The organism is Rhodovulum bhavnagarense (assembly GCF_004343505.1).
Taxonomy (GTDB): domain Bacteria; phylum Pseudomonadota; class Alphaproteobacteria; order Rhodobacterales; family Rhodobacteraceae; genus Rhodovulum; species Rhodovulum bhavnagarense.
Genome location: NZ_SLXU01000002.1, coordinates 195021 through 216678, shown reverse-complemented (window position 1 = coordinate 216678; position 21658 = coordinate 195021). Strand labels below are relative to the sequence as shown.

The window sequence follows — 21658 nt, the reverse complement described above, 5'->3', positions numbered from 1 at the left end:
TATCGCCTGTCAATCTGAATTGACACATGTCAAATCGGTGTCAGGTTCTTGAACGGATCGGCCGGTCAGGCAAACCGCGAAACCGCCCACCGCCTTCGCGCAGGCCCTTGCACCTGAACCGTGCTTGTCTATAACGCCCAACAATTTGCCAATCCGGGGGGCGGACCATGCCGAAGAGAACCGATATCAAGTCCATCATGATCATCGGCGCAGGGCCCATCGTGATCGGGCAGGCCTGCGAGTTCGACTACTCCGGCGCACAGGCCTGCAAGGCGCTGCGCGAAGAGGGCTACCGGGTGATCCTGGTCAACTCGAACCCGGCCACGATCATGACCGATCCGGGTCTGGCTGACGCCACCTATATCGAGCCGATCACCCCAGAGGTGGTCGCCCGCATCATCGAAAAGGAACGCCCCGACGCTCTGTTGCCCACGATGGGCGGGCAGACGGGCCTGAACACCTCGCTGAAGCTGGCCGATATGGGCGTTCTGCACAAATACGGGGTAGAACTGATCGGGGCGAACCGGGCCGCGATCGAGATGGCCGAGGATCGCAAGCTGTTTCGCGAGGCGATGGACCGGATCGGCCTTGAAAATCCGAAGGCCGTGATCGCCAATACCATGGATGAATGCATGGCGGCGCTGGAACATGTGGGCCTGCCCGCGATCATCCGCCCCGCCTTTACGCTGGGCGGCACTGGTGGCGGCGTGGCCTATAACCGCGAAGAGTTCGAGCATTACTGCAAGACCGGGCTGGATGCCTCGCCTGTCAACCAGATCCTGATCGACGAAAGCCTGCTGGGCTGGAAGGAATTCGAGATGGAGGTTGTCCGCGACCGCGCGGATAACGCGATCATCGTCTGCGCCATCGAGAACGTCGACCCGATGGGGGTGCATACGGGCGATTCCATCACCGTGGCCCCTGCCCTGACGCTGACCGACAAGGAATACCAGATCATGCGCAACGGCTCTATCGCCGTGTTGCGCGAGATCGGGGTCGAAACCGGCGGGTCGAACGTGCAATGGGCGGTTAACCCGGCGGATGGACGCATGGTCGTGATCGAGATGAACCCGCGGGTATCGCGATCCTCGGCGCTGGCGTCCAAGGCGACGGGGTTTCCGATTGCCAAGATCGCGGCGAAACTGGCGGTGGGCTATACGCTGGATGAGCTGGACAACGACATCACCAAGGTGACGCCGGCCAGCTTCGAGCCGACGATCGACTACGTCGTGACGAAAATCCCGCGCTTTGCCTTCGAGAAATTCCCCGGCGCCAAGGCCGAACTGACCACCGCGATGAAATCGGTGGGCGAGTCGATGGCCATCGGCCGGACGGTCCACGAGTCGTTGCAAAAGGCGCTGGCCTCTCTGGAAACAGGCCTGACGGGCTTTGACGAGATCGAGATCGAGGGTGCGCCAGATCATGCCCAGATCGTTGCCGCGCTATCGAAACAAACGCCCGACCGGCTTCGTATAATCGCCCAGGCGATGCGCCACGGGCTGACCGATGACGACATCCAGGCCGTCACTCATTTCGATCCGTGGTTCCTGGCGCGCATCCGCGAAATCGTCGAAGCCGAGGACGAGATACGCAAGGCTGGCCTGCCGGTGACCGAAGAGGGGCTCAGGCGGCTCAAGATGATGGGCTTTACAGATGCCCGCCTTGCCCAGCTTACTGGCCGGGACGAGGCACAGGTGCGCCGCGCGCGCCAGAACCTGGGCGTGACGGCGGTGTTCAAACGTATCGATACTTGCGCGGCCGAATTCGAGGCACAGACGCCCTACATGTATTCGACCTACGAAACCCCGGTAATGGGCGAGGTCGAATGCGAGGCCCGCCCCTCGACCCGGAAAAAGGTAGTGATCCTGGGCGGTGGCCCTAACCGGATCGGCCAGGGGATCGAGTTCGACTATTGCTGTTGCCATGCCTGCTATGCCCTGACCGATGCGGGCTACGAAACGGTGATGATCAACTGCAACCCCGAGACAGTGTCGACCGATTACGACACCTCGGACCGGCTGTATTTCGAGCCCCTGACCTTTGAACATGTCATGGAAATCCTGCGGGTCGAGCAATCGCAGGGCAGCCTGCACGGCGTGATCGTCCAGTTCGGCGGGCAAACGCCGTTGAAACTGGCCAACGCGCTGGAGGCCGAGGGCATCCCGATCCTGGGCACCACGCCGGATGCGATCGACCTGGCCGAAGACCGCGAGCGGTTCCAGGCGCTGGTCAACAAGCTGGGACTGAAACAGCCCAGGAACGCGATTGCCGCCTCTGACAAGGCCGCGCTGGCCGCCGCCGAAGAGATCGGCTATCCGCTGGTGATCCGCCCCTCCTACGTGCTGGGCGGGCGCGCGATGGAAATCGTGCGCGATACGGCCCACCTTGAACGTTACATCTCCGAGGCGGTCGTGGTCTCGGGCAAGTCGCCGGTTCTACTGGACAGCTACTTGTCGGGGGCGACGGAAATCGATGTCGACGCGCTGTGCGACGGAACGGACGTCCACGTGGCCGGCATCATGCAGCATATCGAGGAGGCAGGCGTTCATTCCGGCGACAGCGCCTGTTCGCTGCCGCCTTACTCGCTGGGCGCCGAGATCATCGCGGCCCTCAAGGAGCAAACCCGTGCGCTGGCCCTCGAACTGGGCGTCGTGGGCCTGATGAACGTCCAATTCGCGGTCAAGGACGGCGAAATCTACCTGATCGAGGTGAACCCGCGCGCCAGCCGCACCGTGCCCTTCGTGGCCAAGGCGGTGAATTCGCCAATCGCCTCGATTGCCGCACGCGTCATGGCGGGCGAGAAACTGGCCGAATTCGACCTTGTAGATCCCCAGATCGAGGGTTTCGCGGTGAAAGAGGCTGTTCTGCCTTTCGCCCGCTTCCCCGGCGTCGACACGCTTCTCGGCCCCGAGATGCGCTCGACCGGCGAGGTGATGGGCTATGACCGGACCTTCCCCCGTGCCTTCCTCAAGGCACAGATGGGCGCAGGCAGCGACCTGCCGCACGAGGGAACCGTCTTCTTCTCGATCAAGGATAGCGACAAGACCCCCCAGATGGTCGAAACGGCCCAAGTGCTGACCCTGCTGGGCTTTAGAGTGCTGGCCACCCGCGGCACGGCAAGGTTCCTGGCTGAAAACGGGATCGAGGCCGAATTGGTCAACAAGGCCTACGAGGGCGGCCGAACCATCGTGGACGTGATGAAGGACGGCTTGGTGCAACTGGTGATGAACACCACCGAGGGTGCGCAGGCCGTGGCCGACTCGCGCTCGATGCGCAACGTGGCGCTGATGGACAAGATCCCCTATTTCACCACGGCCGCCGCCTGTCATGCCGCGGCGCTGGCGATGAAATCGCGCGAAGAAGGCGAGATCGAGGTCGAAAGCCTGCAAGGCTAACCGCGCTTGCACATGCCGCCGGCAAGCACGCCAGCCGGCGGTCAAGCGCCTTGCAAAGACCACTTGCCAGGATGCCCCCGCGGGATGGGAACGAGACGCGCTTGATCGATTGCGCAGCCTCGCATCCCGTTATCGCGGCACTCATCAACATATTTCGCGCAGGCCTCACGCTCGGTCACCGCCCTACCGCTGGCACCCCATGTCGCGGGCGCTGTTCGCATCGCCCTCGTCGCAGCGCAGGTCAAGTGCGTCGACAAAGACGCGTGCGCCCTTGTGCTGAATGGGTAACCTACCTGGCAGGATCGAGCCGCATATCGGAGCAATGTTCGACCATGCACCAGATGTTCGAAGCGCCCTGCACCTTGGCGGTAGGGGCGAAGGGGCGCCCTCGCACATACAACTCAAACAATTGATAAGATAACATAACTTTAAAAAGCTTGGCGGAAGGGGTGGGATTCGAACCCACGGATGCTTGCACATCGGCGGTTTTCAAGACCGCTGCAATCGACCACTCTGCCACCCTTCCGAGACAGGAATTCCGGGGCGGCGCGGTCGGCCGCCTTGCCCCCTTACCTGCGGGGCTTCAGGCATAGGCGAATGCATTCGATTCTGAAAGCCGGACTACGCCGATTTTTGCCGCGTTGACCGGGGGCAGGCTTTTCTTGGCGATGGCCTGTCGCTATCATGATGCGGCGTGCGGCCTGAGGCACGGCCAGACACGGATAGCGACGCGGGACCAGCCGCGCGGCAAGGGGGCAAGGCATGCACGGAAACCGGTACGGACATCTTGCGATATTGCTTGGGTGCATATCGCTCTTGACGGCCTGCCAGGACAGCGAGGGCTTCGCCTTTCTAAAACGGCCGCAATCCGAGGAAACCGCCCCGCGCCCAAGCACGGCCACGCGGCTGGTGGAACGCGACATCGAGGCTCCCGAGGTCTTTCAGGTGACCGAGTCGGGGCTTTGGGACGGGCGACCCTCGCTGGGCGGCGTCTGGATCGCCTTTCCCGACGTGACCGACCCCGAGCGGGTGATCATCCGTAACAGCAAGAACGGCAAATTCGTGATCGGCGCGCTGTTCCGGCGAGAGCGGGACAATCCCGGTCCCCGGCTTCAGGTCTCGTCCGATGCCGCGGCGGCGCTGGGGATGCTGGCTGGCGCCCCGACAGAGTTGAACGTGACCGCCTTGCGCCGCGAGGAAATTCCCGAGCCCGGCCAGGACATGCCGCCCACCCCGGCCGGGGACATCAAGACCGCCGCCCCCACCAACGAGATCAACAGCGAACCGTTGGCCGCGGCCGCCGCCGCGATCGACAAGGCCGAGGCCCGACAGGCCGCTGCGCCCCCCCCTGCCCCGGTCTCGCCCCCTGCGACGCCGCAGACCCAGTCCAAGACACTTGACAAACCCTATATCCAGATCGGCATTTTCAGCGTCGAGGCGAATGCGAACCGCACCGCCGAGACGCTGCGCAAGGCCGGGATCGTTCCGACGATCTATGATCAGGAAAGCAGTGGAAAACGGTTCTGGCGGGTCGTGGCCGGGCCGGCCTCCGCATCGAGTGACCGGGCCCAGCTTTTGGACAAGCTCAAGGGCCTGGGCTATTCCGACGCCTATTTCGTGACCAACTGAACCGTTCCGCCGCCCACAGACAGGAGGCATAGATGCGTTACCCCATCCGCCTGGCCAGTGCCGCGCTGACCGTGTTCGCGCTGTCACTGCCCGCCTGTGCCGCGTTCGAGACCCGCGCCGGGTCGGCCTATGTGTTCGATCACACGACCGGCACGGTGCTTTTGGAAAAGAACGCCGAACAGCCGATGCCCCCTGCCTCGATGTCCAAGCTGATGACTCTGAACATGCTGTTCGAGGCCTTGCGCGACGGGCGGGTAACACTCGAGACGCGGTTCTCGGTCTCGGCGCGCGCCAAGGCGATGGGCGGCTCGACCATGTTCCTGAACGAGCGCGACCGCCCCACGGTCGAGGAATTGATCCAGGGCATCATCGTGATGTCGGGCAATGACGCCTGCGTGGTTGTGGCCGAGGGGCTGGCGGGCACCGAGGAGGCCTTTGCCCGCCTGATGACCGAACGCGCACAGGCCCTGGGCATGGAAAACTCCACCTTCGCCAATGCCAGCGGCTGGCCGCACCCCAACCAGCGGATGAGCATGCGCGACCTGGCTCTGCTCGCCCAGCGCTTGATCGACGAATTCCCCGAATATTACGGCTATTTCAGTGAAAAGGAATTCGCCTTTGACGGGCGTGCGCCGCAAAACCGGTTCAACCGCAACCCCCTGCTGGGCCTCGGGATCGGTGCGGACGGGCTGAAAACGGGCCACACGGCCGAGGCGGGCTACGGGCTTGTCGGGTCTGCGCGTCAGGGCGGACGCCGCGTGACATTCGTGATCTCCGGGCTAGACAGCGAGGATCAGCGTACCGAAGAGGGCGAAAGGATCATCAATTGGGCCTTCCGCCAGTTCGTACAGCGCGAGGTCTTGCGCAAGGGCGACCGGCTGGCCGAGGCCGATGTCTGGCTGGGCGAGATCGAGCAGGTGGGACTCGTGGTCCCCGAGTCAGTCGAGATGCTGATACCTGCCGTCGTGCAAGAGGACGTCGAGGCCGAGCTTTCCTTTCACTCACCCGTCATTGCCCCGATTTCCGAGGGACAAGAACTGGGCGAACTGATCATCCGGCGCCCCGATCTTGCGCCGATCCGCGTGCCGCTGGTGGCCGAACGCACGGTGGCTCGCGGCGGGTTCGTGCCGCGGCTACGCACGGCTGCACAAGTCCTGATCCGCCGCTTCGGACCCGAGGGCGTCGGCCTCTGACATGGCAAGGCCCGCACGGTTCATCACCTTCGAGGGCATCGACGGCTCGGGCAAATCCACCCAGGCCCGCCGATTGGCGGACAGTTTGCGCCGCGCGGGCCATGACGTCGTCTTGACGCGCGAACCGGGCGGCAGCCCCGGTGCCGAGGATATTCGTCGCCTGGTGCTGGAGGGTGACCCTGACCGCTGGTCGGCGGAGACCGAGCTTTTGTTGTTTACCGCCGCGCGCCGCGATCACCTCGAAAAAACCATCCAGCCGGCGCTTGCCGCGGACAAGATCGTGATCTGTGACCGCTTTGCCGACTCTACCCGCGTCTACCAGGGGATTACCCGCGGCCGGCTGCGCGCCAAGGTCGACCAGTTGCACAGCCTGATGATCGGGTGCGAACCGGACCTTACCGTGATCCTGGACATGGACCCGGCAATCGGGCTTGCCCGCGCCAAGGGCCGAGGCGGCACGGAAGAACGGTTCGAAGATTTCGGCGAGGACATGCAGGTGCGGATGCGCGCGGGCTTTCTGGCGCTGGTCGATGAATTCCCCCAGCGCTGCCGGGTGGTCGATGCCATGCGCCCCCCCGACACCATCGCCGCCGACATCGCCGCCCTGATCGAGGGGTGCTAAGATGATGGATACCGACCTGCCCGAACCCGACCGGGTCGAGGGTGCCCCGCACCCGCGCGAAACGCCCCGGCTGATCGGGCAAGAGGCGGCAGAGGCCGCGTTTCTGGATGCTTTTACAGGCGGGCGGATGCATCACGGATGGCTCTTGACCGGGCCGCGCGGGGTCGGCAAGGCGACATTGGCTTGGGAAATCGCGCGCTTCTTGCTGTCACGGCCCGCCGCGCCAGAGGTGACGGAGCTGTTGCGCGACATTCCCCCGCCCCTCGACCGGCTGGATATCGCCCCCGAACATCCCGTCGCCCGGCGTCTTGCCGCGTTATCAGATCCTGGCCTTTTCCTGCTGCGCAGGGCCTGGGACGACGAGAAAAAGCGGCTAAAGACCGTGATCACCGTGGACGAGGTGCGCAAGCTGCATGTTTTTTTCAACCTGTCCGCGATAGAGGGTGGTCGGCGCGTGGTGATCGTGGATGCCGTCGACGAGATGAACCCGAACGCGGCCAACGCCCTGCTCAAACTGCTGGAGGAACCGCCCGCCCGCGCGACCCTGTTGCTGATCAGCCACCAGCCCGCGCGACTCTTGCCGACCATACGCTCGCGCTGCCGCGAGTTACGGTTGGGCGCGCTGGCCCCCCGGGCCATGGCACAGGCGCTGGAACAGGCCGGTCATGCACCCGGTGCCGGGGCGGCTGCGCTGACGGAACTTTCAGGCGGATCGGTGGGCGAGGCAGTCCGGCTGATCCAGCTTGATGGGCTGGCGCTTTACAGCGAACTCGTGGGGCTGATGGCAGGTTTGCCGCGGATGGACCGACCCCGCGTCATCGCCCTGGCCCAATCGGTCACCGGCAAGGGCGGGGCTGGCAAGGGCGGGGGCGAGGCACGGTTGGACCTCGCGCTGCGGCTGATCGAGCTTTTGCTGGCCCGGCTGGCCCGCACGGGCGCTACCGGCCAGCCCCCGACCGAGGCGGCAGAGGGCGAGGCGGCGATGCTGTCCCGTTTGTCTCCTGGTCCCCATGCCGCGCTAGGCTGGGCGCAGGCCGCACAGGAACTGACAGCGCGTGCCAGGCAGGGCAAGGCAGTCAATCTTGACCCGGCCAGCCTCATCCTTGATACCGTGCTCAGGATTGATGAAATCGCCGGCCGTCTGGCCGCTTGAGCACGCCGCCATGACCGACACCACGCCCCAGATCACCGACAGCCACTGCCACCTCGACTTTCCCGATTTTGCCACCGGGCTGGACCAGGTCGTCGATCGTGCCCTGCGGGCGGGCGTGACGCGAATGGTAACGATCTGCACCCGCTTGGGACAAGCGCAACAGGTGCGCGACATCGCCGAGACTTACGCGCCGGTTTTCTGGGCGGCGGGCACCCATCCGATGAGCGCCGCCGAGGCCCCCCTTACCTCGGCCGCAGAGCTGATCGCCCTGGCCCGCCATCCCAAATTCGTGGGCATCGGCGAAACCGGGCTTGACTATCACTACACCGCAGACACGGCGCAGTTGCAGGCCGAAAGCCTGCGTATCCACATCGCCGCAGCGCGCGAAACCGGCCTACCGCTGATCATCCATTCCCGCGCCGCCGACGAGGACATGGCGCGCATCCTGACCGAGGAATATCGCGCCGGGGCCTATAGCTGTGTCATGCATTGTTTCAGTTCGGGTGCGAAACTGGCCAAGGTCGCGCTCGACCTGGGGTTTTACCTGTCCATGTCGGGTATCGCGGCCTTTCCGAAATCGAAAGAGCTGCGCGCGATCTTCGCCGCGGCCCCCATAGAGCGGATTCTCGTGGAAACCGATGCGCCCTACCTCGCTCCGCCCCCCCATCGCGGCAAGCGGAACGAGCCTGCCTATGCCGTCCATACCGCCCGTGCAGGCGCCGAGATTCATGGCATGGACTATGCCGCCTTTGCTGCGCAGACCCAGGCCAATTTCGACCGGCTATTCTGGAAAGCCGCCCACTGGCAGGAGGCCGCGTGACCAGCGCGATCCGCTTTACCATCTTGGGGTGCGGGTCGTCCGGCGGTGTGCCGCGACTGGGCGGGCACTGGGGCAATTGCGACCCCGACAACCCCAAGAATACCCGCCTGCGCTGTTCGATGCTGGTCGAACGCGAAGGGCCGGAAGGCACGACGCGGCTATTGATCGACACGACCCCGGATTTGCGCGCGCAACTGCTGACGGCCCGCGTCGGAGAGGTCGACGCGGTGATCTACACCCATTCCCACGCGGATCATGTGCATGGCATCGACGACCTGCGCCAGATCGTGTTCAACACCAGAACCCGCTTGCCTGTCTGGGCCGACGGGGCCACGCAGGACGCGCTATATTCCCGTTTTGGCTATGCCTTTACACAACCAGAGGGCTCCCCCTATCCACCGATCCTGGAAATGCACACGATCGACGGGCCTGTTTCGGTCGACGGGCCGGGCGGGCGTATCACCGCGATGCCGTTTCGCGTCAACCACGGCGCGATAGACGCCTTGGGGTTCCGCATCGCGGGCCTGGCCTACATGCCCGATGTCGCCGAGATATACGAAGAAAGCTGGCCCGCTCTTGAGGGGCTTGAGATCCTGGTGATCGACGCGCTGCGCTATAGCCCGCACCCCACCCACCTGCACCTTGAAAAATCGCTGGAGTGGATCGCGCGGCTGGCACCCCGGCGCGCGGTGCTGACCAACATGCATATCGACCTCGACTATGACACCGTCGCGGCCGAAACCCCCGATCACGTCACCCCCGCCCATGACGGGATGGTTCTGAGCCTGCCACTGTGATGCAGGCGCTGATCGAGGTCATCCTGCCGGTCTTTCTGGTCCTCGGCTTTGGCTATGTCGCGGTCTGGCGCGGGTTGTTTTCCGATGCGGGCGTGGATGGGTTGATGAAATTCACCCAGAATTTCGCCATCCCCTGCCTGCTGTTCAGGGCGGTTTCGACACTCGACCTGGGACAAAGCTTTGAATGGCGGATGCTCCTGAGCTTTTATACCGGGGCGCTGGCAGGGTTTGGCATCGGCCTGTTGGGGGCCCGCCTGCTGTTCAAGCGTAGCTGGGAAGACAGCGTCGCCATCGGTTTTGTCGGGCTGTTTTCCAATTCGCTGCTGCTGGGCCTGCCGATCACCGAGCGCGCCTATGGCGCGGATGCACTGCAAGCCAATTACGCCATCATCGCGATGCACTCGCCCTTTTGCTACGGTGTCGGGCTGACGGCGATGGAAATCGCGCGCAACCGCGGCGGCGGTATCAGGCGTACCGCCGCCGCGATTGGGCGGGCGATGTTTCGTAACGCACTGGTGATCGGCATCATGCTGGGGCTGGCCGTGAACCTGTCGGGCCTGATCCTGCCGGGGCCCGTGACAGAGGCGCTTGACCTGATGGTACGCGCCGCCCTGCCTGCGGCGCTGTTCGGGTTGGGGGGCGTCCTGTTCCGCTACCGGCCCGAGGGCGACCTGCGCACGATCGCCTTTGCGGTCACGCTCTCCCTGGTGGTGCATCCCACGGTGGTCTGGCTGATGGGCAAAGGGCTGGCGGTCGAAACCGGCCAGTTCCGTTCGGCCGTCGTGACAGCCGCGATGGCCCCAGGCGTGAACGCCTATATCTTTGCCAACATGTATGGCGCAGCGCGCCGGGTCGCGGCATCTTCGGTGTTGATCGGGACGGCGCTATCGATCCTGACCGCCTGGCTTTGGCTTGCCGTGCTGCCCTGACGGGCACGAAACACCGGGATCGGTCTTTCGCGGCAACCTTGCTCAGCCGGGGCTCATCCCGCGCAGCCGCTCGGAGCGGCGGCGCAGGATCTCGACCGTGGTCAACAGCGCAATCGAAATCACCACCAGGATAGTGGCCACCGCCAGGATCGTCGGGCTGATCTGTTCGCGCAGGCCGGTAAACATCTGCCAGGGCAGCGTCTGCTGGTTGGCCGAGCCCACGAACAGCACCACCACCACCTCGTCAAACGAGGTGATGAAGGCGAAAAGCCCTCCCGAGATCACACCCGGCAGGATCAGCGGCATCTGCACCTTGAAAAAGGTCGTCACCGGATTTGCCCCAAGACTGGCCGAGGCGCGGGTCAGCGACCGGTCAAATCCCACCAATGTCGCCGTCACCGTGATGATGACAAAGGGAATGCCCAGCGCGGCATGGGCCAGCACGACCCCCAGGTAGGTGCCCTGCAACCCGATGCGCGAGTAAAAGAAATACATCCCCGCGGCCGAGATGATCAGCGGCACGATCATCGGCGAAATCAGGATCGCCATGATCGCGCGGCGGAACGGGACGTGATCCTGGCTGAGGCCGATTGCTGCCAGGGTGCCCAGGGACACCGAGATCAGCGTGGCCGCCGGTGCGATCTTGACCGAGTTCGCCAGGGCCTGCTGCCAGGACGGATTGGTAAAGAAGTCGCGGTAATGTTTCAGCGAGTAGGCATCCGCCTCGAAAGCAAGCATTCCCGGCGTGAAGGTAAAGAAGTTCTCTGCGTTGAAGCTGAGCGGGATGATCACAAGGATCGGCGCGATCAGGAAAAAGAAGATCAGCCCGCAGATCACGAAGAAGGCATAATGCCAAACCTTCTGGCCCAGCGTGGCATAGGGAGGGAGGTCCATCTGTGACATGTTTTTACCCCAGGCTCACGTTGTCTATGCCCACGAGCCGATCGTAGAGCCAGTAGAGGATCAGCACCACCGCCAGCAGGATCGTGCCAAGCGCGGCCGCGAGACCCCAGTTGAGCGAGCTGGAGATGTGGTAGGCGATCCGGTTCGAGATGAAGGTGCCCGTCGTCCCCCCCACCAGTTCCGGCGTGATGTAATAGCCGATTGCGAGGATGAAGACGAGGATGCAGCCCGCGCCGATACCCGGCACAGATTGCGGGAAATAGACCCGCCAGAAGGCCGTCCAGTTTGACGCCCCCAGCGATTTCGCCGCGCGCACATAGGAGGGCGGGATTGTCTTCATCACCGAGTAAAGCGGCAAGATCATGAACGGCAAAAGGATATGCGTCATCGCAACGATGGTGCCGAACTGGTTGTTGATCATCACCAGGCGCGCGTCATCGGCCACGATACCCGCCCAGACCAGAACATCGTTGATAACCCCTTGTTGTTGCAGCAACACCTTCCACGCCGAGGTGCGCACCAACAAGGATGTCCAGAACGGCAACAGAACAAGGATCAGCAGCACGTTCGAGGTGCGCATCGGCAAGTTCGACAGCAGGTAGGCAATCGGATAGCCCAGCAGGACACAAGATCCCATGATCACGAGACTCATGAAAAGCGTGCGTTCGAACAGCAGGATATAGAGTTGCTGGTTCTCGGGTTTCGCGCTGATGCCGTCGGGGGTTTTTTGCAGGTCGACCGCGCTGAGGAAATAGCCCGGCGTATATTCGGGCAAGAACGTCTTGACCGTTTTCCAGACCTCGGGATCGGCCCAGTCATCCTCGACATCGGTATAAAGGCTGCGCAGCGGCACCGCTTCGAAACGCGTCACCTCTTTGGCGGTCGTCTCCACGAGGGCACTCTCTGCCAGGCCGAGAGAGGCGACATCGATCCCCCCACCTTGCGCCAGGTCGCGATATAGCGCCAGGTAAACAGGCGCCCAGGGCTCTTCCCCGGAGGGGTCGTCATTGTTTTCGACCTGCGCGATCCGGGCAAATTGGGCGTAGGCATCCGAGGTTTCCGGCAGCACTTGGGCGATGCCGTCTTTCAGTCGGAAAAGCGGCGCCCCGGCCTCATTGTCGCCGCCAGCGGCTTTCCACGCCGCATACTCGTCGATCCATTCGGGATCGCCCAGCAGCGTCACCCAGGTTTCGCCCTTCTCCCAGGCGGGGTCGAGGTCGACAAACTGGTCGCGGTAGATTTCTCCGAAATCGTCGACCCGGCGACCGGTCTTGCGAAACAGCGACGAAATGCCGGTCATCTCGTAATTCAGACGGGTGCCGAGACGGGTATGATCCTTGCGTTCCGCGGCGGCCACAAGGTCGTAGGTAAAGGCCGCGAGAATATCGTCGGGCGGCATGTCGCCCCCCGTGCTGTCCCAATCTTCCAGCGCCTGCGCCGTTCGCGGCAGCGTTTGGGAAACGATCTGGTTCTCAACCGAGCGGAACAGCATGTCCGCAATCGGCGCGATGAAGGTGATCAGGACAAAAAGCAAAAGCGGCGCGATCAGCATAAGCGCGCGCAGTTTCTGTGCCCGCAGCGCCCGCTTGAGGCTTTGTTTCAGCGGCCGGCCGTCGGCGGCCAGCATCGGGCCTGTATCGGTTGCCTCGCTCATCGCGTCCCCGTTTTCCTGCCTTTAAGGGTGATGCCTGCATCCCGACCATCCGGGTCGGGGACATGGCTCCGGGCATCGCACCGAAAGGCCATCAAGACCGTTTCCGTCATGCACGCCGCGATCAGGCCCTTGGGCATCCTGCATCTCCGTGATCGGTCATCGGGGCGGCGGCGCGGTGTGCCGCCGCCGCCCCGGCCCTCAAGCCGCGCGCCGGGTCCGGCGCACGAAAGATGGGCTTACTGCGCGAGCCAGGCCTGGAACTTCGCGTCCAGGTCATCGCGATAATCGGCCCACCATTCGAAGTTCTGCACAAAGGCGTTTTTCGAGTTCTCGGGGTTGGTCGGCATATGCGGCCCCATCTCGATACCCAGTTCGGCATGGGTCGAAACCAGCGGCTGCGACGAGTCGCGTGCAGGACCGTAAGAAATGTATTTCGCCTGATCGGCCAGACGCTGGGTATCGGTGGCAAAATGCAGGAAATGCATCACCCGGTTCAGCTTGTCCTCGGCGAGACCGGCGGGCACGATCCAGCCGTCGATGTCGAAGGACTGGGTGTCCCACATCATCGAGACCGGCTGGTTCTGTTCGACGATCACGCTGAACAGCCGGCCGTTATAGGTCGAGCCGAATGCGACCTCGCCATCGGCCAAAAGCTGGGGCGTGTCCGCACCCGCGGTCCACCAGATCGTCTGATCCTTGATCGTATCGAGCTTGGCCAGCGCGCGGTCTTGGCCCTCGGGGGTTTCGAGGGCGTCGTAGACATCGTCGATCGCTACACCGTCACACAACAGAGCCCATTCCATGTTGTTATGCGGACGGCGTTCCAGGCTGCGCTTGCCGGGGAATGCCTCCAGGTCGAACACGTCGCAAATATCGTCGGGGGTGTTGCCGTTCCACGCCTCCACGTCGTTGCGATAGCCGAAGGTGTAGGAATAGACGATCTGAGGGATGAAACAGTCGCTGACGATCATCTCGCCGAAATCGTCGCTGGCGGGCGTGCCGTCAGGCGCAGCGGCCAGCATTTCGTCATGCTCGACCTCCATCGCGAGGCCCTCGTCACATAGCCGCATGGAGTCGGCCGCAGTCACGTCGACCAAATCCCAGGTCAGGTTGCCCGCCTCGTTCTGAGCCCGCAGCTTGGCCACCGCCTCGCCCGAGCTTTCATCCCAGGTAAAAGTCACACCCGTGACTGCGGCATAGGGCTCGGCATAGGCCTTGATCTGGCTGTTCTGGTAGGCGCCCCCCCAGGATACCACGGTCAGGCTGTCGGCACAGTTCTCGCAAGGCGGCAGATCCTGCGCAAACAGGGTTCCGGCCGGCAGCGCGACAAGCGCGGTCGCGGAAAGCAGTCGTTTCATCATCCTGTCAGTCTCCCAGTTGGTTGGTCCCGGGTTTCTTGGACGAAGGCCCCGCACACCCCGGGCGCGGCAAGGCCCGTTGCATGTCATGGCGCGTCGAGCGCCCGACAATCCTGCGGCATCCAGCCGATCTCGATATGTTCGCCCGGTTTAAGCCGCCGCTGATCCGGGGCATTACGGGTCTTTATGACGAAATCCTCATTTCCCGCCACGCGTAGTCGGGTGCGGTAGATGTCGCCCATATAGATGAACTCCAGAACCTCGGCGTGCACCAGATGCGCATCGGGCGACAGCCTGTCCTTGCTGATCTCAACCCGCTCCGGGCGTATCGAGACAAGCGTGCGGTCACCGGGCTTGGAAACGTTCACCGGCTTCGCGTCGATCAGCTCGCCATCATCAAGTTCGACCAGGGCAACATCATCCTTGATCTCTTTCACGGTGCCCAGCAACGTATTGTTTTCACCGATAAACTGGGCGACGAAGCTGTTCTCGGGCTGTTCGTAAAGGATATCGGGCGCGGCAAGCTGCTGAATACGCCCGTCGTCGAACACCGCGACGCGGTCGGACATGGTCAGCGCCTCGGTCTGGTCATGGGTGACGTAGACCGTGGTGATGCCCAGGTTATGGGCAAGCCTCGTGATCTCGAACTGCATGTGCTCGCGCAACTGCTTGTCCAGCGCGCCCAGCGGTTCGTCCATCAGCACGAGTTCCGGTTCGAAGACCAATGCGCGGGCCAGCGCAATACGCTGTTGCTGGCCACCCGAAAGCTGTGCCGGACGGCGCCCGCCAAATGCCCCCATCTGTACCATTTCAAGCGCGCGTCTGACCTTTTCCTCGCGGGCCGATTTGCCGATATTGCGAACCTCAAGGGGAAAAGCCAGGTTCTCTGCCACCGTCATGTGCGGGAACAGCGCGTAATTCTGGAACACCATCCCGATGCCACGCTTGTGCGGTGGGATGTTGTTGATCGGCTCGCCGTCAAGCAGGATGTCACCGTGGGTGGCTGTCTCGAACCCCGCCAGCATCATCAGGCAGGTCGTCTTGCCCGAGCCTGAGGGGCCGAGCATCGTCAAGAACTCGCCCTTGCCGATCGACAGGTTGAGATCCTTCACGACAAGCGTTTCGCCATCGTAACTTTTCTGAACGCGGTCAAAGACCACGAACGCATCGTTCGCAGCAGAATTCAAGCGATACCCCCTGTTGCATCGCCGCGCCTGTCGGCGCGCCCGGTGTCGTTGTTGTCGACCCTTTGGGCCCTTTCGTTTGACGGTAGCATGTGAAACGAGAGTTGCAACGTAGAAGTTTCTACAGCCTGAAGCCGATTTTTTTGATTACTTTTCAATAGCAAAGCCCAATAAACCCCTACATCTTCGCAGGATGGACGAAAACGCAGGTCATCCCCGCTTGACCAGAAACAAGTCGCCCAACGGGCCGCGCGGCACCGCGTTTGCACAAAATTTCAGCGCGTATTTTCCGGGTGGGACAAGGTTTCATCTGCGCTCGGCCAGCCCCGCGCAGGGTGCCACGCCCTGCCCTAGGAGGGATCGCGCCAGCGGTTCACGATCGGATAGCGGCGGTCCAGCCAGAACGCGCGCCGGGTCAGCCGCGCGCCGGGCGCGGATTGAAAACGCTTGTATTCGCTCAGATAGACCAGATGCTCGACCCGCTGCACGGTCTCGCGATCAAGGCCCTGCGCCACCAGGTCTGCCACCGATTTCTCGTCGTCGATCAGCCCCGTCAGGATCGCGTCAAGCACCGGATAGGGCGGCAGGCTGTCCTCGTCCTTCTGATCCGCACGCAATTCAGCACTTGGGGGCTTGTCGATCACGCGGGGGGGAATGACCTCGCCCGCGGGACCCTTCATCCAGTCGCGGTGGTTTTCGTTGCGCCAGCGGCAGGTCTGGAACACGCGGGTCTTGTAGAGATCCTTGATCGGGTTGTAGCCGCCCGCCATGTCGCCGTAGATCGTGGCGTAGCCAACGGCCACCTCGGACTTGTTGCCGGTCGTCAAGAGCATCTCGCCGAACTTGTTGGACAGCGCCATAAGGATCAGCCCGCGCAGTCGGGACTGGACGTTCTCCTCGGTAAGATCGGGCTGCGTTCCCGCGAAAAGCGGCGCCAGCGCCTGCGTGACGGCGGCGCGCGGCCCGTCGATCGGCACCTCGTCCAGACGGCAGCCCAGCGCGCGGGCCACCGCGGCGGCATCCTCCAGCGAGGCAGGCGAGGTGTATTCCGAGGGCAGCATCACGCAGCGCACGTTCTCCGGCCCGATCGCGTCGGCGGCGATGGCGGCCACCAGCGCGCTGTCGATCCCACCCGACAGCCCCAGCAGAACGCGCGAAAAGCCGCTTTTCGCCAGGTAATCGCCAAGGGCAGTCACCATTACGCGGTAATCCTGCTCCCATTCGTCGGGATGAACGGCGCGCAGGCCGTCTTGCGCGCGCCAGCCTTCGGAGGTGTGGGCAAAATCGACATGCGCCAACCCCTCGTCAAAGCCCGGCATCTGCACCGCCAGAACCCCGCCCGGATTCAGCACGAAAGAGGCCCCGTCGAACACCTGGTCATCCTGTCCGCCAACAAGGTTGAGATAGACCAGCGGCAGGCCCGTCTCGACCACGCGCGAGACCATTTGCGCGATACGCAGATCCTGCTTGCCCCGGTGATAGGGCGACCCGTTGGGCACAAGCAGGATCTCGGCCCCGGTCTCGGCCAGCGCCTCGGGCACGTCCTCGGCCCAAGCATCCTCGCAGATCGGGGCACCAATGCGCAGCGGCCCCACGGAAAACGGACCGCTGATCGGCCCGCCGTCATAAACACGCATCTCGTCAAAGACCTCGGAATTGGGCAGACGATGCTTGAAGATGCGGGCCGTAACCTCGCCGTTCTGGCAGATGTAATAGGCGTTATAAAGCTTTCCATGCGCGGCAAACGGCGCCCCGATCCCCAGCGCCGGCCCCTGCGCGCAGTCGCGCGCAAGCTGTTCCACATGCGCCATCGCATCCGCCAGGAAGGCGGGCTTTCGCACGAGATCCTGCACCTGGTAGCCTGTGAGGAACATCTCGGGAAAGGCGATCATATCGGCCCCCGCGCGCCGCGCCTCTTGCCAGGCGGCTCGGGCCTTGGCGGCGTTCGTGCCCAGCGCCCCGGCGACGGGGTTCAACTGGGCCAGTGTCAGGCGAAAACTCTGTGCCATGCGCGCACCCGTTTGTGTTCCCGCGCCTCTTAGCAGACTGACAGGCAAGTGAAAGCCGATTGGCGGCAAAAAGCGTTGTCAGCGCCCGGAGCCTCAACTAGGGTCTTCACGCTTTCGGACAGACCGCTAGGGCAGAGCCAGGGGGGCAGAATTGCACAAGGCAGGCAAGGCAGCATCACGCGCGGCGCTGGTTGCGCTGCTCGTGCTCGGGGGGGGCGCGCAGGCCCAGGATGCGAACGGGGTGATAACGCGTCAATACGATGATGGCGGCATCTACGAGGGCACCTTCAAGGATGGCAAGCAACACGGCACCGGCACCTACCGGCTGCCCAACGGGTATGAGTATACCGGCCAGTGGGTCGACGGGCGCATCGAGGGCGAGGGCATGGCCCGGCTGGTCAACGGCTCGGTCTACGAGGGCGAATTCCTTGACGGCAAGCCACATGGCCTTGGCAAGATCACCTTTGCCGATGGCGGCACCTACGAGGGCGAGTGGGAGGACGGCAAGATCACCGGCACCGGGGTCGCGGTCTATGCCAACGGGGTGAGATATGAAGGCGAGTTCCGCAACGCCATCCATCACGGCGTCGGCACCATGACCAGCCCCAACGGCTATGTCTATGACGGCACCTGGGTCAGCGGCGTGAAAGAGGGCAAGGGCACCATCACCTATCCCGGCGGCCGCGTCTACGAGGGCACCATGAAGAACGGCCAGCGCGCGGGCACCGGCACGCTGACCACACCCGAGGGGCTGATCTATGTCGGCGACTGGGCCGATGGCGAGATGAACGGCCAAGGGCGCCTGACCCAGCCCAATGGCGATATCTACGAGGGCGATTTCGTGGATGGCGAACGCCAGGGCAAGGGCCGGGTCACCTATGCCAACGGCGATGTCTACGACGGCAGCTACGATGCCGACAAGCGCCACGGCATCGGCACCTTCATCGGCGCGGACGGCTATCGCTACGAGGGCGAGTGGGTCGCTGGCAAGATCGAGGGCGACGGCACCCTGACCTATCCCGACGGCACCGTCTATGTCGGGAGTTTCGTCAACGACCTGCCCGAAGGCGCAGGCAAGGTCGTCTATCCCGACGGCTCGACCTACGAGGGCGGATGGGTCGCCGGCGTGATCGAGGGCGAAGGGCGCGCCACATTCCCCGATGGCCTGGTCTACGAGGGCAGTTTCAGGGATGCCGCCTATGACGGACAGGGGACGATGACCTACCAGAGCGGTTATTCCTACACCGGCGACTGGCAAGGGGGAATGCGCCATGGCGAGGGGACCGCGACCTATGCCGACGGGTCGGTCTACACGGGCGGTTTCGTCAAGGGCCAGCGCGAGGGACAGGGCACCATCACCATGCCAGACGGGTTTTCCTATGCTGGCGGCTGGAAGGCCGGCAAGTTCGATGGCCATGGCCGCGCGACCTATGCCAATGGCGACGTCTACGAAGGCAGCTTTGCCATGGGCACACGCGAAGGCGACGGCGTGATGCGCTATGCCACCGGCGATGAAGAAAGCGGAACCTGGAAGAACGGCGTGCTGACCACCGGCGCCGCCGACGCGGTCGAGGATACCGCCGCCCCGGCGCAGTAGGCCCTGCTCAGACCCCGACCTCGGGGCCGGTGCAGACCAGCGGCTCGCGGCTTTGTTCGACCTCGATCAACTCGGTCGAAACCGGGTCGTTCTCATAGCGCGCCGTCAGGCCAGAGGCGTCCTGGTAAAAGCTCCAGCACTGGGGGTTTTGCGGGTCGTGGTCATAGCGAAAACAGATCAGCCCCGCCGCCTCGTACCATGTGCCCTCGACGCATTCGCCGTCGAGGAAAGTCCAGATCACCCGCCGCCCGTCGAGATATTGCTCGGCCCCATAGGCTTGTCCACCGGTGGCGTAGAGCAGCGTCTTTCCGGTGACATAGGCATCGAACTGGGCCGCGCTCATCGGTTCGGCGGCGGACGCGGGCAGCGCGGCCATCAATGTGAGGACGAAAAGGATCGGGCGCATGGAGACTCCGGGTCGGAAACGCGGCCCCGAGTCTGCCAGACCGGGCGCGTCTTGGCCAGTCGCCTGCGCGGCTGCGGCGCGGGGCGGCATGGCGCGCACCGCCGCGCCCCATCATCATGCTGCCAGCAAGATATGGGTTTAACGGCGCGGCACCGGCCCCTTCCATATCGGCGCGATTGCGCATAGGTCAGGACAGGGTCAGGGCCGTGGCCCGGCAGGAGGCGACATGGCGTTTTTCAGCAAGCTCAGGAACAAATTGCGCAAGTCCTCGTCGAAGATCGAGGAGGGGCTAGAGGCCATCGTGAACGAGGGCGGCACCCAAGAAGATATCGATGGCGCCGCGCCAGAACCCGCAAGTGAACCAACCCCGGACCTCGCGCCGAGCCCCGGCGCCGAAACCCTGGTGCTGGGCGCGGCCGATGCAGTGCCCGACAGGATGCCGGCGCCCCCGGCCCCGCTGGCCGATGACGACAGACCCGCCGGGATCGATCCCGCACCGGTAGTCACGCAAGAGCCCTTGCCAGATCTGCCCGCGCCGAGTGACCCTTGCCCAGCACCGGAACCCACGCCCGTTCCACCCGCGGAACCGGAACCGGTGCCCCACCCCGAGCCCTTGCCCGAACCCGAGCCAACGCCAGAACCCGAGCCAGAGCCCCAGCCTGCGCCAGAGCCAGGCCCGGCCCCGACCCCCGAGCCCCTGCCCGGCCCTGCGCCCACAGAACAGCCACCCGCCCCCGCATGGACCCCGGAAGAGCCACCGACAGAAATCCCGCCTTCTGGCCCGGCGGAACTGCCTACGCCATCCGTCCCGATCGAGACCCTGACCGGTCTAGACAAGAACGAACGCGGCCCCGATATGCCGCGCAAGGGACTTTTAGGCCGAATGCTGGGCCGCACCGACCCCAAGCCGGACACCAGGGCAGAACCGCGTGCGCCGGCCGCGTTCGCACCTGATGACCTGTCCGCGCCGACTTCTGCCGATGCCGGGCCGGCCTCTTTACCCGAACAATCAGCATCCGTGGAACCGGCCAGTCCGGCGCCCCTGTCGATTGAGCGTGCCGAAGGCCCTCTTGATGCGATCAAGGCAAGTGCCGGGATGCAGGAAACCGGCGCAGATCAACGCGGGGGGTTGTTGTCGCGCGTGCTGGGCGGGGGCAAGCGCACCGTCATACGCCGCGAATTGGATGACGACATGCTCGAAAGCCTCGAAGAGCTTTTGATCACTGCCGATATGGGCGTCGATACCGCCATGCGCGTGACCGCCAACATGGCCGAGGGCAGGTTCGGCAAGCGGCTGTCGGTCGACGAGATCAAGGATATCCTGGCCCACGAGATCGCGCAGATCATGGAACCTGTCGCGCGTCCGATGCCGCTTTATCCTCGCAAACCCCAGGTGGTGCTGGTGGTGGGGGTGAACGGTTCGGGCAAGACCACCACGATCGGCAAACTGGCCAGCCAGTTCCGCGATGCCGGGAAATCGGTGATTATCGCTGCTGGCGATACCTTTCGCGCCGCTGCCGTGGAACAATTGCAGGTCTGGGGAGATCGCGCCGGCGTGCCGGTGATGACCGCGCCCGAGGGGTCCGATCCGGCCAGCCTTGCCTTTGATGCGATGGCCCGGGCCGAGGCCGAGGGCACCGACCTGTTGATGATCGACACGGCAGGGCGGTTGCAGAACCGCGCCGACCTCATGGCAGAGCTGGAAAAGATCGTGCGCGTGATCCGCAAGCGCGACGAGAGCGCGCCGCATAACACGCTTTTGGTTCTGGACGCGACAACCGGACAGAACGCGCTGTCTCAGGTCGAGACGTTCCAGAAGATGTCCGACGTGTCCGGCTTGGTGATGACCAAGCTTGACGGTACTGCCAAGGGCGGCGTTCTGGTTGCACTGGCCGACCGCTTCGGCCTGCCGATCCATGCCATCGGCGTGGGTGAAAGGATCGAGGATCTTGCCCCCTTCGACCCCGAAGATTTCGCAAGGGCGCTGGCAGGCATCGATGCATAAACGG

The 21658-nt window shown here is 63.9% G+C and carries 15 protein-coding genes, 1 tRNA gene and 1 pseudogene; 10 read left to right on the top strand and 7 right to left on the bottom strand.

Going from position 1 to position 21658, the window contains the following annotated elements; genetic code table 11:
* The first annotated feature begins 167 nt into the window (after positions 1 to 167).
* On the top strand, positions 168 to 3395 hold the full coding sequence (carB, locus tag EV663_RS04620) for a carbamoyl-phosphate synthase large subunit (RefSeq protein ID WP_132950614.1): 3228 nt from the start codon (positions 168 to 170) through the stop codon (positions 3393 to 3395).
* Between the two features lie 438 nt (positions 3396 to 3833).
* On the opposite strand, the gene EV663_RS04615 is transcribed toward carB, so the two are convergent.
* Positions 3834 to 3921 (bottom strand) — tRNA-Ser (locus EV663_RS04615).
* Between the two features lie 236 nt (positions 3922 to 4157).
* Between EV663_RS04615 and EV663_RS04610 the strand changes: the two genes are divergently transcribed.
* Genes EV663_RS04610 through EV663_RS04580 form a run of 7 tightly spaced genes read left to right on the top strand, consistent with a single transcriptional unit; the run spans position 4158 to position 10538 of the window.
* Positions 4158 to 5024, top strand: coding sequence for an SPOR domain-containing protein (locus EV663_RS04610; protein WP_132950613.1), 867 nt, complete (start codon positions 4158 to 4160; stop codon positions 5022 to 5024).
* A gap of 32 nt (positions 5025 to 5056) precedes the next feature.
* Positions 5057 to 6217 (top strand): D-alanyl-D-alanine carboxypeptidase family protein, encoded by a 1161-nt coding sequence (locus EV663_RS04605; protein WP_132950612.1) that lies wholly within the window; start codon positions 5057 to 5059, stop codon positions 6215 to 6217.
* Between the two features lies 1 nt (position 6218).
* Complete coding sequence (tmk, locus tag EV663_RS04600; protein ID WP_132950611.1) at positions 6219 to 6839, top strand: dTMP kinase; 621 nt, start codon at positions 6219 to 6221, stop codon at positions 6837 to 6839.
* 1 nt (position 6840) lies between these two features.
* The gene (locus EV663_RS04595; RefSeq protein WP_132950610.1) at positions 6841 to 7992 is read left to right on the top strand and encodes a DNA polymerase III subunit delta'; all 1152 of its coding nucleotides are present in this window, start codon (positions 6841 to 6843) and stop codon (positions 7990 to 7992) included.
* 10 nt (positions 7993 to 8002) lie between these two features.
* Positions 8003 to 8812, top strand: coding sequence for a TatD family hydrolase (locus EV663_RS04590; RefSeq protein ID WP_132950694.1), 810 nt, complete (start codon positions 8003 to 8005; stop codon positions 8810 to 8812).
* Positions 8809 to 9609, top strand: a complete 801-nt coding sequence (locus EV663_RS04585; RefSeq protein WP_132950609.1) for an MBL fold metallo-hydrolase — start codon at positions 8809 to 8811, stop codon at positions 9607 to 9609. Before EV663_RS04590 ends, EV663_RS04585 begins: the two co-directional genes overlap by 4 nt.
* Entirely contained in the window at positions 9609 to 10538 is a 930-nt protein-coding gene (locus tag EV663_RS04580) for an AEC family transporter (RefSeq protein WP_132950608.1), read from the top strand. The genes EV663_RS04585 and EV663_RS04580 overlap by 1 nt, the downstream gene beginning before the upstream one ends.
* A gap of 42 nt (positions 10539 to 10580) precedes the next feature.
* On the opposite strand, the pseudogene EV663_RS04575 reads toward EV663_RS04580, so the two are convergent.
* From EV663_RS04575 to EV663_RS04555, 5 genes and pseudogenes are all read right to left on the bottom strand, one after another.
* A pseudogene (locus EV663_RS04575) lies at positions 10581 to 11435 on the bottom strand (ABC transporter permease); the annotation flags it as partial.
* A 10-nt stretch (positions 11436 to 11445) separates the two neighbouring features.
* Entirely contained in the window at positions 11446 to 13095 is a 1650-nt protein-coding gene (locus EV663_RS04570) for an ABC transporter permease (protein WP_132950607.1), read from the bottom strand.
* Positions 13096 to 13331: 236 nt separating this feature from the next.
* Positions 13332 to 14456: an extracellular solute-binding protein gene (locus EV663_RS04565; RefSeq protein ID WP_425057114.1), complete on the bottom strand. Its 1125-nt coding sequence runs from the start codon at positions 14454 to 14456 to the stop codon at positions 13332 to 13334.
* An 83-nt stretch (positions 14457 to 14539) separates the two neighbouring features.
* Positions 14540 to 15640, bottom strand: coding sequence for an ABC transporter ATP-binding protein (locus EV663_RS04560; RefSeq protein WP_132950605.1), 1101 nt, complete (start codon positions 15638 to 15640; stop codon positions 14540 to 14542).
* A gap of 347 nt (positions 15641 to 15987) precedes the next feature.
* Positions 15988 to 17646: an NAD+ synthase gene (locus EV663_RS04555; protein ID WP_132950604.1), complete on the bottom strand. Its 1659-nt coding sequence runs from the start codon at positions 17644 to 17646 to the stop codon at positions 15988 to 15990.
* A gap of 151 nt (positions 17647 to 17797) precedes the next feature.
* Here EV663_RS04555 and EV663_RS04550 point away from each other — a divergent pair, with 151 nt between their 5' ends.
* Positions 17798 to 19243, top strand: a complete 1446-nt coding sequence (locus tag EV663_RS04550) for an MORN repeat-containing protein (protein ID WP_132950603.1) — start codon at positions 17798 to 17800, stop codon at positions 19241 to 19243.
* Between the two features lie 7 nt (positions 19244 to 19250).
* Here EV663_RS04550 and EV663_RS04545 read toward each other — a convergent pair whose 3' ends face one another.
* Entirely contained in the window at positions 19251 to 19649 is a 399-nt protein-coding gene (locus EV663_RS04545) for a hypothetical protein (RefSeq protein ID WP_132950602.1), read from the bottom strand.
* 226 nt (positions 19650 to 19875) lie between these two features.
* Between EV663_RS04545 and ftsY the strand changes: the two genes are divergently transcribed.
* Positions 19876 to 21654: a signal recognition particle-docking protein FtsY gene (ftsY, locus tag EV663_RS04540; protein ID WP_132950601.1), complete on the top strand. Its 1779-nt coding sequence runs from the start codon at positions 19876 to 19878 to the stop codon at positions 21652 to 21654.
* Positions 21655 to 21658: the final 4 nt, after the last annotated feature.

Bases quoted from the DNA above. Each gene is read 5' to 3' on its own strand.
- carB (WP_132950614.1), top strand. From the start codon at position 168: ATGCCGAAGAGAACCGATATCAAGTCCATCATGATCATCGGCGCAGGG.
- EV663_RS04610 (WP_132950613.1), top strand. From the start codon at position 4,158: ATGCACGGAAACCGGTACGGACATCTTGCGATATTGCTTGGGTGCATA.
- EV663_RS04605 (WP_132950612.1), top strand. From the start codon at position 5,057: ATGCGTTACCCCATCCGCCTGGCCAGTGCCGCGCTGACCGTGTTCGCG.
- tmk (WP_132950611.1), top strand. From the start codon at position 6,219: ATGGCAAGGCCCGCACGGTTCATCACCTTCGAGGGCATCGACGGCTCG.
- EV663_RS04595 (WP_132950610.1), top strand. From the start codon at position 6,841: ATGATGGATACCGACCTGCCCGAACCCGACCGGGTCGAGGGTGCCCCG.
- EV663_RS04590 (WP_132950694.1), top strand. From the start codon at position 8,003: ATGACCGACACCACGCCCCAGATCACCGACAGCCACTGCCACCTCGAC.
- EV663_RS04580 (WP_132950608.1), top strand. From the start codon at position 9,609: ATGCAGGCGCTGATCGAGGTCATCCTGCCGGTCTTTCTGGTCCTCGGC.
- EV663_RS04570 (WP_132950607.1), bottom strand. From the start codon at position 13,095: ATGAGCGAGGCAACCGATACAGGCCCGATGCTGGCCGCCGACGGCCGG.
- EV663_RS04565 (WP_425057114.1), bottom strand. From the start codon at position 14,456: ATGATGAAACGACTGCTTTCCGCGACCGCGCTTGTCGCGCTGCCGGCC.
- EV663_RS04555 (WP_132950604.1), bottom strand. From the start codon at position 17,646: ATGGCACAGAGTTTTCGCCTGACACTGGCCCAGTTGAACCCCGTCGCC.
- EV663_RS04545 (WP_132950602.1), bottom strand. From the start codon at position 19,649: ATGCGCCCGATCCTTTTCGTCCTCACATTGATGGCCGCGCTGCCCGCG.
- ftsY (WP_132950601.1), top strand. From the start codon at position 19,876: ATGGCGTTTTTCAGCAAGCTCAGGAACAAATTGCGCAAGTCCTCGTCG.